The 14,684-nt window shown below is 33.7% G+C and carries 16 protein-coding genes; all 16 read right to left on the bottom strand.

Annotated elements, in window-relative coordinates:
- Positions 1–29: 29 nt before the first annotated feature.
- Positions 30–1,085, bottom strand: a complete 1,056-nt coding sequence (ispG, locus tag EDD66_RS05160; protein WP_123608487.1) for a flavodoxin-dependent (E)-4-hydroxy-3-methylbut-2-enyl-diphosphate synthase — start codon at positions 1,083–1,085, stop codon at positions 30–32.
- 92 nt (positions 1,086–1,177) lie between these two features.
- Positions 1,178–2,470 carry an RIP metalloprotease RseP gene (gene rseP / locus EDD66_RS05155; RefSeq protein ID WP_123608486.1) on the bottom strand — a complete coding sequence of 431 codons (1,293 nt, stop codon included), beginning with the start codon at positions 2,468–2,470 and terminating at the stop codon, positions 1,178–1,180.
- A gap of 1 nt (position 2,471) precedes the next feature.
- Positions 2,472–3,614 (bottom strand): 1-deoxy-D-xylulose-5-phosphate reductoisomerase, encoded by a 1,143-nt coding sequence (locus EDD66_RS05150; RefSeq protein WP_123608485.1) that lies wholly within the window; start codon positions 3,612–3,614, stop codon positions 2,472–2,474.
- A 26-nt stretch (positions 3,615–3,640) separates the two neighbouring features.
- Complete coding sequence (locus EDD66_RS05145) at positions 3,641–4,441, bottom strand: phosphatidate cytidylyltransferase (RefSeq protein WP_123608484.1); 801 nt, start codon at positions 4,439–4,441, stop codon at positions 3,641–3,643.
- A 10-nt stretch (positions 4,442–4,451) separates the two neighbouring features.
- Entirely contained in the window at positions 4,452–5,150 is a 699-nt protein-coding gene (locus tag EDD66_RS05140; protein ID WP_123608533.1) for an isoprenyl transferase, read from the bottom strand.
- Positions 5,151–5,300: 150 nt separating this feature from the next.
- Positions 5,301–5,855 (bottom strand): ribosome recycling factor, encoded by a 555-nt coding sequence (gene frr / locus EDD66_RS05135; RefSeq protein ID WP_123608483.1) that lies wholly within the window; start codon positions 5,853–5,855, stop codon positions 5,301–5,303.
- Between the two features lie 71 nt (positions 5,856–5,926).
- Entirely contained in the window at positions 5,927–6,631 is a 705-nt protein-coding gene (gene pyrH / locus EDD66_RS05130) for a UMP kinase (protein WP_123608482.1), read from the bottom strand.
- A gap of 59 nt (positions 6,632–6,690) precedes the next feature.
- The gene (locus EDD66_RS05125) at positions 6,691–7,485 is read right to left on the bottom strand and encodes a bactofilin family protein (protein WP_123608481.1); all 795 of its coding nucleotides are present in this window, start codon (positions 7,483–7,485) and stop codon (positions 6,691–6,693) included.
- A gap of 25 nt (positions 7,486–7,510) precedes the next feature.
- Complete coding sequence (locus tag EDD66_RS05120; protein WP_123608480.1) at positions 7,511–8,518, bottom strand: polysaccharide deacetylase family protein; 1,008 nt, start codon at positions 8,516–8,518, stop codon at positions 7,511–7,513.
- 188 nt (positions 8,519–8,706) lie between these two features.
- Complete coding sequence (gene tsf / locus EDD66_RS05115; RefSeq protein ID WP_123608479.1) at positions 8,707–9,633, bottom strand: translation elongation factor Ts; 927 nt, start codon at positions 9,631–9,633, stop codon at positions 8,707–8,709.
- Between the two features lie 139 nt (positions 9,634–9,772).
- Entirely contained in the window at positions 9,773–10,510 is a 738-nt protein-coding gene (gene rpsB, locus EDD66_RS05110; protein WP_123608478.1) for a 30S ribosomal protein S2, read from the bottom strand.
- A gap of 149 nt (positions 10,511–10,659) precedes the next feature.
- Positions 10,660–11,247, bottom strand: a complete 588-nt coding sequence (locus EDD66_RS05105) for an MltG/YceG/YrrL family protein (protein ID WP_123608477.1) — start codon at positions 11,245–11,247, stop codon at positions 10,660–10,662.
- A gap of 52 nt (positions 11,248–11,299) precedes the next feature.
- Positions 11,300–11,947 (bottom strand): DUF6115 domain-containing protein, encoded by a 648-nt coding sequence (locus EDD66_RS05100; RefSeq protein WP_123608476.1) that lies wholly within the window; start codon positions 11,945–11,947, stop codon positions 11,300–11,302.
- An 11-nt stretch (positions 11,948–11,958) separates the two neighbouring features.
- Positions 11,959–12,264 carry a hypothetical protein gene (locus EDD66_RS05095; protein ID WP_123608475.1) on the bottom strand — a complete coding sequence of 102 codons (306 nt, stop codon included), beginning with the start codon at positions 12,262–12,264 and terminating at the stop codon, positions 11,959–11,961.
- A gap of 23 nt (positions 12,265–12,287) precedes the next feature.
- A complete protein-coding gene (locus EDD66_RS05090; protein ID WP_170164257.1) occupies positions 12,288–13,889 on the bottom strand; it encodes a DUF342 domain-containing protein in 1,602 nt (533 codons plus the stop codon).
- Between the two features lie 19 nt (positions 13,890–13,908).
- Positions 13,909–14,679 (bottom strand): FliA/WhiG family RNA polymerase sigma factor, encoded by a 771-nt coding sequence (locus EDD66_RS05085; protein ID WP_123608473.1) that lies wholly within the window; start codon positions 14,677–14,679, stop codon positions 13,909–13,911.
- Between the last annotated feature and the right edge of the window lie 5 nt (positions 14,680–14,684).

Below are 14,684 nucleotides of genomic sequence, written 5' to 3'. Positions count from 1 at the left end.
CTATTGGATTCTCTTGTAAAATAAATTTCTTACTCTTTCCAATTTAACAATTCATATCTTAATGTTTCAAGGAGCTGTTCCTCAGGGACTTTCTTAATAATCTTACCTTTTTTGATTAATAATCCTTCCCCATTGCCTCCCGCAATTCCAATATCGGCTCCTTTTGCTTCCCCAGGACCATTCACTGCGCATCCCATAACAGCAACCTTAATATCTAAATCAATATCCTGAACCATTGTTTCAACTTTATTTGCTAATTCAATAAGATTAATCTTAGTTCTGCCACAGGTCGGACAAGAAACAACTTCAATCCCGCCTTTTTTTAAACCTAATGTCTTTAAAATTAATTTAGCACTATAAATCTCTTCCAATGGATCTCCTGTTAAAGAAACTCTGATTGTATTTCCAATACCTTCATTAAGAATGATCCCCAAGCCAATAGAGGATTTAATATTACCCGATAGAACTGTTCCCGATTCTGTAATACCCACATGAAGGGGATATCCCGTCTTTTCTGCAATCAATTCATGTGATCTGACACACATTAAGACATCCGAAGATTTAATGCTTATTACTAGATTATCATAATCTAAATCTTCTATAATCTTCACTTTATCTAAAGCACTTTCAACAATTCCCTCAGCAGTGACACCACCGTATTTTTCAAGCAGATTCTTCTCCAAAGAACCACTATTTACTCCAACCCGGATTGGAATATCATACTCTTTCGCTTTGTCTACTACAGCTTTAATTCTATCGATACTACCTATATTCCCTGGATTAATTCGTATCTTATCTGCACCATGCTCTATTGCAGCAATTGCCAGACGATAGTCAAAATGAATATCTGCTACTAACGGAATACGAATTTGCTTTTTTATTTCAGTAAAAGCCTGTGCAGCCTCCATTGTTGGAACTGCAAGGCGTATAATTTCGCATCCTGCGATCTCAAGTGCTTTAATTTGTGCTACAGTGGATTCTATATCTTCTGTCCTGGTATTACACATGGATTGTATTAAAACTGGATTTTTGCCACCGATGATACGATTTCCGATATGAATTTCTTTCGTATTCTCTCGAATCATGATAATTCTCCTATCTATTACTTTATAACAGTTCAGCCATACAGCAAAGCGGAATCAAACTTAGGGCTGAACTGTAACATTACTTTGGGTTGTTACTGAAACAATCTTGAAATATCGTTGAACATAATAAATACCATTAAAATCATTAATGCAATCAATCCAATCATATGAACCAATCCTTCTTTTTCCTGATCGATTGGTTTTCCTCTGAATACCTCAAGGATAAGAAATACCAATCTTCCTCCATCTAAAGCCGGAATAGGTAATAAGTTCATAACACCAAGGTTGGCGCTAAGAAGGATACTTATATAGGAAAGACTTAAAAATACTGTCAATATACCTTCCTGTTTACTTTGTTCATACGTTTCTCCAATAATATTTACAATTCCAACCGGACCGGCAATGTCATCTTTACTGACTCTCCCCATTACCATCTGCTCCAGGCTCTTTATCGTAGTAACAATCCAATATTTTACTTCAATTGCACTATATTTTAACACTCCAAGTGGAGATGTCTTTACTCTTCCCATATTATATCCGAAACCTAATTTATAAGATTCTTCGATAAATTTTGGTGTAATATTTACGGTATCAGACATTCCGTCTCTTTCATAAGTGAGCAGAACGGTTTCTTCCCCCAGAGGATTGGATTGGAAATACTGATTTAATTCTGTGCCGGTGGATATTTTTTGCCCATTGATATTAGTAATAATATCACCAACTTTTAAACCCGCCGCCTCAAGAGGCATACCTTCACCTATTACTGTTATTTCAGCTGCTTTTTCAGACGGATCATAATAGAATCCCATTTGGTAAGTTTTTGTCTTTACAGGATTTAATTTAACCGTATTTAATTTACCATTTCTAAGATACTCAATTGTAACAGGTGCCTGAGTGATTGTGTTGAATTGAAAAAAGTTAGCGATATCACGAGAGATATCAATGTTTGAACCATTCATTTCAGTTATCACGTCACCAACCATAAGTCCAGCCTCTTCTGCACTCATTCCTTTGTCAATCTTTGTGACAGCCGCCGGATCATATCCTATGTTCCCTATGATAAATAATGCAAGAACAAATGCCAGTATAAAGTTAAATATGGGACCTGCAGCAATTACAGAAATCCTTGCCCATACAGATTTTTTATTAAATGCATTATCTGCATCTACTAATTCATCTTCACCAACCATCATACAAGAGCCGCCAAATGGAAGAAGTTTTATTGAATATCTGGTTTCTCCTTTTTTAAAGCTTGCAATTCTAGGCCCTAAACCAATGGAAAACTCATTTACTCCAATTCCATTCTTCTTTGCTAAAAGAAAATGACCAAGTTCATGTATGATAATAATAACACTAAATATAATGATCGCAACTAAAATATTCATATTACCACCTGCTTTCTATTAAATCATATGTTGCCTTTTCTATATCTAGAATTTCCGAAACAGACGGATTCGGTATGTTCTTATGTTCTCTGACAGCATATTCAATAATCTCTGGTATTTGTAAATATTGTATCTCTCTGTTTAAGAATTTAGCAACTGCAATTTCATTAGCCGCATTAAACACAGTAGGCATACTTCCACCAGCTCTGCCAACTTCATAAGCTAATTTTAATCCTGTAAAAGTATCAAAATCTGGTTCTTCAAAAGTAATTTGTTTTAATTTATAAAAATCTAATCTTTCTCCTGGAAGATTTCTTCTGTCAGGATAGAATAGGGCATATTGAATTGGCAATTTCATATCAGGAGTGCCAAGCTGTGCCATAATTCCACCATCTAAAAATTGTACCATAGAATGAATTACACTTTGGGGTTGTATTACTACCTGAACCTGATCAAAACTAACGTCAAACAGCCACCTTGCTTCAATCACTTCCAGACCTTTGTTCACTAATGTAGAGGAATCTATTGTGATTTTTCTTCCCATTGACCAGTTTGGATGCTTTAGAGCATCTTCCACCTTCATAACCTTTAATTCATCCTTGGTTTTACCTCGAAATGGACCGCCAGATGCTGTTAATATAATTTTATCAATTTGTTCCTGTTTTTCACCATTTAAAGATTGAAAAACAGCTGAATGTTCGCTGTCTACCGGAAGGATATGAACTCCCATTTCTTTTGCTAAAGGCATTATAATATGCCCTGCTGTTACCAACGTTTCTTTATTGGCAAGGGCAATATTTTTCTTATTCTTAATTGCTTCAATGGTAGGCCTGATTCCAATCATACCTACAATGGCAGTAACTACTATATGCCCTTTATCCCATGTAGCACATTCAATTAACCCATCCATACCAGACACTACTTTTACATTGGTATCTTTAATGTTTTCAGATAGTTCTCTGGATTTATCGGCATCCCATACACAAACAATTTCCGGATTGAACTCACGAATTTGTTTTTCTAATAAAAATATATTCGAGAATGCTGCCAATGCTACAATATTTAGGTCAGGATTTTCTCTTGCTACTTCAAGGGTCTGTGTTCCAATAGAACCGGTAGAACCTAAAATCACTATATTCTTCATTTCATTTACCTCATCAGAATTAAGTTTTACTTTATCAATAACTTGGCAAGATAATATACAATTGGAGCTGTAAATATAATGCTATCAAAACGATCTAAAATCCCGCCATGACCTGGTATCAATTTAGAATAGTCTTTTATATTATGATCTCTTTTAATCGCAGATGCAGCTAAATCACCAATTTGTGAAATGATACTTGCGCATCCACCTATAATAGCAAAAATAATTTGGGGATTTGCAATATTTAAATATGAATTTAAAATAGTTCCGTAAATACCTCCAATAAGGGCAGCACCAAGAATACCCCCAATTGCTCCTTCAATTGACTTTTTAGGACTAAGCTTTGGAGACATCTTATGTTTACCAATCAACATTCCCACGCAATATGCACAAGTATCAGATCCCCATGCACCAATAAATATAAGCCATACAAGGATCGCACCATCCCTTAGCATTCTGACTTGATAGATGTAACTAAGCATAATTGAAACATAAAAAAAGCCAAAGAAAATTAAGGTTATCTGATCTGTATGATATTCAGGAAACGAAAAAACATAAACTCCCATAAGTATCATTAAAAATCCTATGATATAGGCAAAAGAATATTCTTCTAAATGTAATAATAACATAGTATCAAAAATTATACTAACTAAATAACCTATATATCCAATCAGTTTATTATGAATTCCTACGATCTTATATAGCTCATGTAGCCCAATTACTGATATAACGAGTATTGCTGCAAATAGAATATTTCCTCCCATAATTACTGTGAAAATTGTGATTGCTAAAAGAATCACTGAACTAATCAGCCTCTCTTTAAACATAGTACTCCTCCTATATTGCCCCAAAGCGTCTATCTCTACTATTATAATATTCGATTGCTTTTAATAATTCTTCTTTCGTAAAATCGGGCCACAATACATCTGTAAAATAAAATTCAGTATATGCCAGCTGCCATAATAAATAATTAGATAATCTCTTCTCCCCGCTAGTCCTTATCAATAAATCCGGATCTGGAATTCCTTTGGTATCTAAATATTTTTCAAATAATTCTTCATCTATATCATCCAATTTAAATTGTTTATTATCATAATCATGTATTAAATTCTTCATTGCACGAAGGATTTCATCTCTACTTCCATAATTTAATGCAACTTGAAAATTAAGGCCCGTATTACTTGCAGAAACTATCTCTAATTCTTCAATACTTTCTCTAATATCAGGACCTAACTTAGATTTATCTCCAAGCACTCGGACTTTCATATTGTTCTTTTTACATGTTTTAATACAACTCTTTAAATAACTACGAAGAAGTTTCATAAGCGCTTCCACTTCTTCATCCGGTCTTTTCCAATTTTCAGTAGAAAAAGCATATATAGTAAAATACTCAATTCCTAGATCATATGCATCCTCCAGAATTTTCTCAACTGTTTTACTGCCCTGGACATGACCATAGTTTCTAGGCATAAATCTTTTCTTTGCCCATCTTCCATTCCCATCTAATATTACTGCGACATGTTTTGGTATCATCATATCACTACCAGTCTCTTTCAAAATCTATGCCTCCTAGCTCCTATGCAGCCTCTTTATGTAACACTTTAGCCGCAAAGTCCTTAAATGAATATGTAAAGAAAAAGAAGACGTACTTTGCTATAATAGACAAAATACGTCTTGAATCTTCTATTATACTGTAAGTATTTCTTTTGATTTATCTTCAACAGCCTTGTCTATTTCAGCAATATATTTATCCGTAAGTTTTTGAACCTTATCTTCTAAATTTTTTAATTCATCTTCTGAGATTTCATTTGCTTTACTTTGCTTTTTGAATAAATCATTTGCATCTCTTCTAATATTACGAACAGCTACTTTAGCATTTTCGCCTTTTTTCTTAACATCTTTCACTAATTCTTTTCTTCTTTCCTCTGTTAATTCCGGAAAAGTAAGCCTGATTATTTTACCATCATTATTTGGAGTCAGTCCAAGGTCAGAAACCATGATTGCTTTTTCAATTTCTTTAATTAAACTGCTTTCCCATGGTTGAATTTGAATAACTCGTGGTTCTGGAACAGATATATTAGCTACTGTCTGCAGTGGAGATGGTTGGCCATAATAATCAACCTTAATCTTGTCAAGCAGATGAGGATTCGCTCTCCCCGCCCTTATAGATGCATATTCTTCCTTTAAATTACTCAATGATTTTTTCATTTTATCTTCAAAAATTCCAATATTTGAATCCATAATATTTCCTCCTAATCCAAATAATAGTATCATAAAAATATACTATTATTCACCAAATAATATTCTATATTCTATACAATTACTCTAGTACCATTTGATTCGCCTCTTACAGTATTTACAATACTGTTTTCTTCATGTAGAGCAAATACAAGCATTGGCATACGATTCTCCAGGCACATTATTGTAGCCGATAAATCCACCACACCAAGTTTTTTCTCAAGTACCTCTTCTATTGTTATCTCATCGTACTTCTTTGCAGAAGGGTTTACCTTAGGGTCGCAGTCATAAACACCATCTATTGCTTTCGCTAGTAAAATTACATCTGCTTCAATTTCTATTGCACGTAGTACAGTTGCAGTATCCGTTGAAAAATATGGATGTCCTGTGCCACCTGCAAAGAAAACTACCATCCCCTTTGAAAAATATTTATTTGCCCTGTCTTTAGAATATAGTTTAGTCATTGATCCACATTCAAACGGAGTCAATACTTGTGTCATCATCCCTACATGGCGAAAGATCTCTGATACATAAATACAATTCATTACCGTTGCCAGCATTCCAATCTGATCTGCCTTAGTTCTGTCAATGGTCTCACTGGTTCTACCTCTCCAAAAGTTGCCACCGCCTATTACAACTCCTACAGATACACCGTCCTCTACAAGTTGTTTTACTTGATTTGCTACTTTAATACAAGTAGCTTCATCAAAACCAGTTTTTTTATCTCCTGCTAATGCTTCACCACTTAATTTCAGTAAAACTCTATTATATTTTTCCATCTTACACCTCTTATGTTTATTCAATCGATTCGGCAATCAGATTTTTATTCACTTACTAATTACTTATCAAATACACTTTCAATATCTACATCTGAATAACTTAATGAACAGAATCCATCAATGATTGCTCCATTATTGATTTGAACAGATTTTGCATTGATATTTCCTTTAATGATAGCTTTCGAATCAACCACAATCGGACCATTAATATCAATTTCTCCTTTTACTGCCCCTGCAATAACACCTGAAGATGCGGTAATGTCACCAATAACTACTGTACCATCACTTATTTTAACACTTCCTTCACTATTAATACTGCCTTCCAATCTCTTTGTATTAACATACACTTCAGAAGCCATAGCATTACCAGTTACTTCGCCAATAATTGATAGTTTGCCAAGACAATCAATATCACCATGAATTGTTCCCATTACTTCTAAAGACCCATCTGATGTAATGCTACCTTCAATAATAGTCCCTTTTGTTATTACTGTAACTTCATTTTTTACTTTATTTTCCTTGTCCTCAGGGTCATTTAATGTTTCTTCAAAAGTGATTTCCTCTGGAACCTCATTCTCTTCTCTGGATAAAGTCTCTGTAAGTGTCTCATCAGAAAGTGAATCATCTTCACTATCATATTCTTCATTAAATAATTCTTTTAGAAACTCTTGATCTACATCATCATTGAAGCTTTCTTCTTCGTCTTCTTTTTCTACTTCAGTTTCTACATTTTGTACTTCTTCTAAAGTATTCACCATCTCATCGTCGTTATAAGAATCTTCCGATCCACCTTCTGGCAATAATTCGTTCACAGCTTGTGATAAATCATCCTTAAAATCTTTAAATAAACTCATTCCTATACCCTCCTAAGTAATTTCTCTATTTTATAGATTCAGCTCTAACATGCTGAACTGATACGGTGTCTTGATCTATCGGCAAGATATTATATTCCTGTTCTTTCAATTCCCGTATTAATTTCGGTAATGAATTCACTGTGTTTAGCTTTGTGGGAGAATCATGCATCAAGACTACTGATACCTTCTTATTCTTAACACCTGAAAGTACATTCTCAACTAACTTGTCCGATGTCAGTTTCTCACCTGTAGCATCTCCATTCACTACATTCCAATCAAAATATGTTATATTCTTATCATTGAGATAGCGTATGTACTGTGACATATCAACTTTACTTACTTGATTACTGCTTCCTCCCGGAAAGCGAAATAAATTGGGTCTGACTCCAGTTACTTCGTATAGCAAATCACTTAACTGGTTAAAATCCTTTTTGAAGTTTTCCAGGGAATTATATATATTTTTATATTGGTGAGAATAAGAATGCATTCCTAATGTATGCCCTTCATTAACAATCCGCTGGTACATAGCTTTCGAATACGAATCTGTCTTGCCAATAACAAAAAATGTCGCCTTAATCTGATTTTCATTCAATATGTCAAGTATCTTCTCTGTATAGATGCTCGGTCCATCATCAAAAGTAAGATAGACTTTTTTATTATTTTCTATTTTTTTAATATCAACTGAATCCTTATCTTTAGATTCCTTATCCAATGATTCATTTGATACTTCCTTGCTATCGTTTACTTGTGTTGCATGATTTACAGTTTCTTTCTCTGCCGCATGTACTATATTATCTTTATGTGAAGAATTCATGGAATCCTTATAAGTATCATACTCATCATCATGCATCACTTTTAGAATTTTAATCTCTTTTTCTAAAGAATTTATTTTAGAAAAAAGAATCAGGCAAAGAATCGTAGGTAATAACAAAAATATTATAATAAAGGTTATAATAAACATCTTGATGCGTTCTATACGCTTGCGTCTATGATTAAGATTATTTCGATTGATTTCTAGTTTTTCATTATCCAAGAAATCATCCCCTTATCAATATTAACATAATCATTCTATCATATTCTAACACATTTCCAATTGTTTGTACAATTTAATTTAATAATTTTAATAAAAATATGTTACAGTTCAGCCTTAAGCAAAACTGTAACATAAATATGGCTTTACGATTTCTCGTAAAGCCATTTGTTATTTATACTTAATAAAAATTATTTGCCTAATTGTCTTGCTACTTCTTCAGCAAAGTTTTCTTCTTTCTTTTCTAAACCTTCACCAGTTTCATAACGAACAAATTTCTTAACAACGATTGGCGAGCCAGTTTCTTTTGCTACACTTTCAAGATATTTGGCAACAGTTAAATCACCATCTTTAACATATACCTGATCTACTAAACAGAATTCTTTTAACTCTTTATTAAGACGGCCAACGATCATTTTATCAATAATATTATCTGGCTTATCTGGGTTTTCATTCTTAGCTTGAGCTTTTAAGATTTCTGTTTCATGAGCAATGAACTCTTCAGAAATTTCATCTCTGGTAACATATTTTGGATTAATAGCTGCAATTTGCATTGCAAGATTCTTTGCTGCTTCCATTGCAACTTCATTAAAGTTACCGGTTTCAACCTGAACTAATACACCAATTCTACCACCACCATGGATGTAAGAAACTACATAGTCATCCCCAGCTTCAATTTTTTCAAATCTTCTGATATTCATATTCTCGCCGATAACAGCAATTTGAGAAGATAATTCTTCCTTAACAGTTTTTGAAGTATCTAAAGCCCATTTTTCTTCAAGGAATGCTTCAATATCAGTTACTGTAGTCTTAGCTGCCTGAGCTGCAACTGCGTCAACAAAACTTCTAAATTTCTCATTTTTAGCAACGAAATCTGTTTCACTATTTACTTCAACAATTGAAGCAACTTTATTATCATCACTTATATTAGCTGTAACAATACCTTCAGCTGCAATTCTTCCTGCCTTCTTTTCGGCAGCTGCAAGTCCTTTTTCTCTTAAAAATTCTACTGCTTTTTCCATATTTCCATCTGTCTCTGCAAGAGCTTTTTTACAGTCCATCATTCCTGCGCCTGTCATTTCTCTTAATTCTTTTACCATTGATGCTGTGATTGCCATTCTAAACGTACCTCCATTAATTAATTTGAATTAATCTTCACTTGATCTATACTTAGAAAAAGCTTCAACCTAGGCATGATCAGAAACTCATATAATGATTTTCTAATCATACATATTAGGCTGAAGCATCTTAACTTTCCTATGCTTCTACTGCTTCTTCTACAACTTCTTCTACAGTATCATCGTTCATCTGTGTTCCTTGATTTGCTTCAATAACTGCATCAGCCATTTTAGCTACAATTAATTTAACTGCTCTGATAGCATCATCATTACCTGGAATTACAAAATCTAATTCTTCTGGATCACAGTTTGTGTCAGCGATACCAATTAATGGAATCCCTAATACATGTGCTTCTTGGATACAGATTCTTTCTTTCTTAGGATCAACTACGAAGATTGCATCTGGAATGCCCTTCATATTTTTAATACCGCCAAGATTCTTTTCAAGTTTTTCCCATTCTTTTCTTAATTCAATAACTTCTTTTTTAGGAAGAACATCGAAAGTTCCATCTTCAGACATAGTTTCGATTTGTTTTAATCTATTGATTCTGCTTTGAATTGTCTTGAAGTTAGTTAGCATACCACCTAACCATCTTTCATTTACATAATACATACCACAACGTTCAGCTTCTGATTTAATTGAATCCTGAGCCTGTTTTTTAGTACCTACGAAAAGAACCTTACCACCATCAGCAACAACATCTTTAATTGCTTTGTAAGCTTCATCTACTTTACCAACTGATTTTTGTAAATCGATAATGTAGATACCATTTCTTTCTGTGTAAATGTATGGAGCCATCTTAGGGTTCCATCTTCTAGTTTGGTGACCAAAATGTACACCAGCTTCAAGTAATTGTTTCATTGAAATAACACTCATTGTTTTTCCTCCATTTGGTTGATTTCATCCGCATGTTTCCTTTTTCTAAAAAACCTTTCGGCACCATTTTAGAAATCAACATACGTGTTTTTTAACGTGTAGATTATATCACATTGATTTTAATATAGCAAGGATTTTCTTTATTTTCTTTATTTTGTAATTATTTCTGCGATTTTATCGTAAGAATCCCCCTCTTGGATTTCATATGTCCCAGGGATAATTCTTCTTTGGTAATTATGTTTTATTAAATATTGATCGAACTCTTTTGCACTATCTATGACCCCGGCATCTTCAAGTGCTTTAGATACTGAATAGGAGTACATACCGCTCTTAATTGTTACTTTGATTTTTTGTAGTGATTCTTCTGCTTTTTCTTCCACTTTTGTCTCTACAGGCTTTTGATCTGCTCCATCTGTTGAAGATTTGTCTGACAAAGAAGTATCTTTTGAAGCTTCCTTGTCCGCTGTTTCATCCTCTGAAGTTTCATCTGTTTTATTATCATCGTTGGTATTTGCTTCTTTATTGTCTGTATCTTTATTGTCATTAGCAGCATTCTTAGACAGTTCCTTTAAATCGCCCTCATCTAAGCCTGCTTCTTCTTTTGATACCATTCCTAATTTTGCTGCTCTTTCGATGATTTCGGCATCGCTTATTTGGGGTTTTGTAGTGAGCGCTGCCAATGCCGCTGTTAATACAATTCCACTACCTAGACCTCTCATGAAATATTTAAGTCTCATCCTTGAATCTGTCCTTTCCCACGCATCTTATCCTTTTTGAATAAATATCTTACTACACTTTTTCTCCCTGGGATAAACCGATAACCAATTTAATTTCCCCTTGTCCGATCTCAAGCGTTTTCGCAATTTCTACAATTGATTTTCCTTCACTATAAAGTTTCAATATTTGTTCATTCTTTAATTTTTGCTCAATCATCTCTTGTGTCTCTGAAATTTCTTTTGCTTCCTTTGTCTTTAGCTGTGTATTTCTTAATTTTTCAATCGCTTTTTCATCTTTTGTTACATGCTCAACTCTTTCATTGCCGGACTTTTCTTTTACTTCAATATCATTTTTGTTTTCATATAATTTTTTTATAGCATCTTCTTTTTCATTTAACATATTATATAGAAAAACAGCCTCAGTGTGGTTTTGATTGATCTTCTCCAATATTTGATCCGAATATTCACTTACAGCCATTATCTTCTCATTGGAGATTTGACTAAGTCTGTCTTCTGTTTTATACATAGCAGTGTCAAGCTCTTCTTTTATAATTGTATTAATCTGATCTTTCACATTAGTTGTTTCTAAGTCTTTTAATATATCAGAATTCTTTCCATCTGTATTTTGACCATTTGCCCCTGTAATCTTTTCAGATATTATATAACTAATTGCAATAATAACTAAACCAACTGCTACTAAAAAAACATGAAAAACTGTCATAAAATTCTCTCCTATATCTTTATATCAAAATTACTGAGTTTAATCTCAGTCTTATCTTTTGACTCTTTTTTTTCTTTCTTTGTCCCTTGTCCTTCGTATGAATTGCTTCCCTTCTCTTTTGCATCATAACGTTTCTCTTTGTTTTCACTCTTAGTAGATTTGACGGCTTGCTGGCTGTTATGAATTACTTCTTTCTGGAACCCGGACTGAATCTGAACATGTTCTGCAAAAGTTTTAGAAGCTTCACCCTGTTTATACTGAGTTACTTCCTGGGATTTCGGAGCCATAGAAATCATATCCAACCTTGATATTGGCATGCATAACACTTCCTTCCTGTTATCTAATAAGGTTTTACAAGTATATCAGCACCCTCACGTAAGAATTGACAGTAATGCTGTTCACTTCTTACAAAATAAATTACATTAGATATTACAATCTTAACTCCAGGATAGGCTATATTGGATACTCTGACCTTACCACCCTCTGTATTTTCTATAACTACTTTTAAATCTTCGAATCTTGCTTTTGCTTTTTCAATATTTTCTTCTAAAGCCAGACTATTCTTAGAAGCTATTTGTAGATAATTTAATTTATCTGCTGTCAGCTTTTCACCCAGATCCATCTTTTTTTGTAATAAGGTCACAACCTGTAATAATTTTTCTTTTTCATTTATCATAGCAGGAATATCTTTTTCTAAAGTATGTAATTCATCTACTAAAATTGGATCAATACCTACTTCTAATGTTGTACTGGTTCCCATGGTAGACCCTACACTCTTGACCGAGATAAGAGAACTCGACCGTAAGGTCCCCCCGGTTACGGAGCCATTCCGTCCATTTACATTAATTTCTCCCTTGGCAGTTACATTGCTATGAAGTATTGCTCCTGCTGTAACATTACTGCCTGATATTACCTCACAGCTTTCAATAAACTTAGTTATAACATCTCCCTGAGCCTCTAACTTACCACGACTCATTCCCTGAATTCCTCGTCTTAAGATTATTTTACCTTCAGCAATAAGAGTTGCACCTTCAACAACACCATCTACTTCAATATCTCCTTTTGCCTTTACAGAAAATCCCGTGATAACATTACCTCTGATATGAACATTTCCATCATAGTTAATGTCACCCGTAGAGGTATTTACATCGCCGTTTACATCATATGTATCTGCAACCACAACTTTATCATTTTCAAGTTTTACATGCCCAGAAACATCTGTATACATAATACATCCATCTTCTGATAAGTGAATATTCTTTCCATATCTTAAGATACGATTTACTACTTTATCTGGAGGAAGTGTCTTACCAAGTACATCCATCCCTGGCTTTCCATAAACAACAGGTTCTAGCGTTGCAAGAATATCCCCAGCTTTCACTTTACTAATAACATCTAATTGATGAAAATCCACTGAACCGTCTTCATTTATTTTAGGCTTTGCATTATTACTGATATTGAAGTGGTAAATAATTTTAGCATCATGACCCTTTTCCGGAGGCGTACCCGCTGCAAGGATGATATCTGTACAATATTGCCTGTTTTTGAAAAACGCTTCAATATTCTCATTTAGAATTCCATGTTTTACTCCTGCATGGACCAAATCATTTAGAACTTCTTCACTGCTAATTGTTTTTCCTCCAGTGGATGGTGGATAAAATCTTCCAAAGACAGTCATTCTATCGCTGGATATGGTAATTTCAACGCTTTCATTTTCCGGTAATACAGTCTGATTCCCAATTTTTACTTCAATTGGTCCCTTCGCCTTGTTAATTGTATCATGAAGAGTTTTTATATCATAATCCATAATTCTCTTTTTTGTTAAATATCTACTGACCTCATCAAACTTAAGCGGTGCACCACCATTCATTGCAGGAAAAATCTTCATATATATTCCGTCATTCTTTATACTTAATTGAAAAAAACCATTTTTATACATCATATCCATCCCCCATTTCACACTAATAGATATTAGTAAAGACTTCTACATTCCCACCTAACTTTAATCGCAATTTTTGCAGAGCTTTTGTATGTAATTGCGATATTCTGGATTCAGAAACCTCTAGAATCTGACTAATTTCTTTTAATGTTAATCCTTCATAATAATATAAAACAACCACTTTTTTTTCTTTTTCTGTTAAAGAATCTAAGGTTTTAACCAACAACTCTTTGAGTTCCTGTTTCTCAATAATCTTCTCAGGCTGCTCAAAATCTGAATTGTGGAATGCTTCCATTTTTATTTCTGATCCTTGCTCAATAAATTCATCTAAAGAAATAAGATTTGATATCTTAGTCTGATTTTGCCACTGTTCTAACTCTTCTAAAGAAATATCCAATTCTTTTGCTATTTCTTCGTCTGATCCAATCTTTCCGTATTCTTTGTTAAATTTGTGATATGCATTATCAAGCTTCTTTTGCTTCTGCCTAAGTGTTCTTGGAACCCAATCCATTTTACGTATCTGGTCTAAAACAGAACCTCTGATTCTTAAGCTTGCATATGTTTCAAACTTAATCCCTTTTGAATAATCAAATTTATCAATAGCATCTATCAGCCCAAATATTCCATACCCAACCAAATCATCATATTCAACGCTATAACCAAGATACATGCTCAATCTCCCGGCTACAATCTTAACAAGTCCAGCATATTCAATTATTAGTTTGTCCCTAACCCCTGGGTTTCTAGTTTTTGTATAATCTTCCCAAAGCTTATTCTTCTCTGCTTCGTTCATATATT

The organism is Mobilisporobacter senegalensis, from assembly GCF_003752155.1.
GTDB classification, from domain to species: domain Bacteria; phylum Bacillota; class Clostridia; order Lachnospirales; family Lachnospiraceae; genus Mobilisporobacter; species Mobilisporobacter senegalensis.
This window is presented reverse-complemented; position numbering and strand designations above follow the sequence as displayed.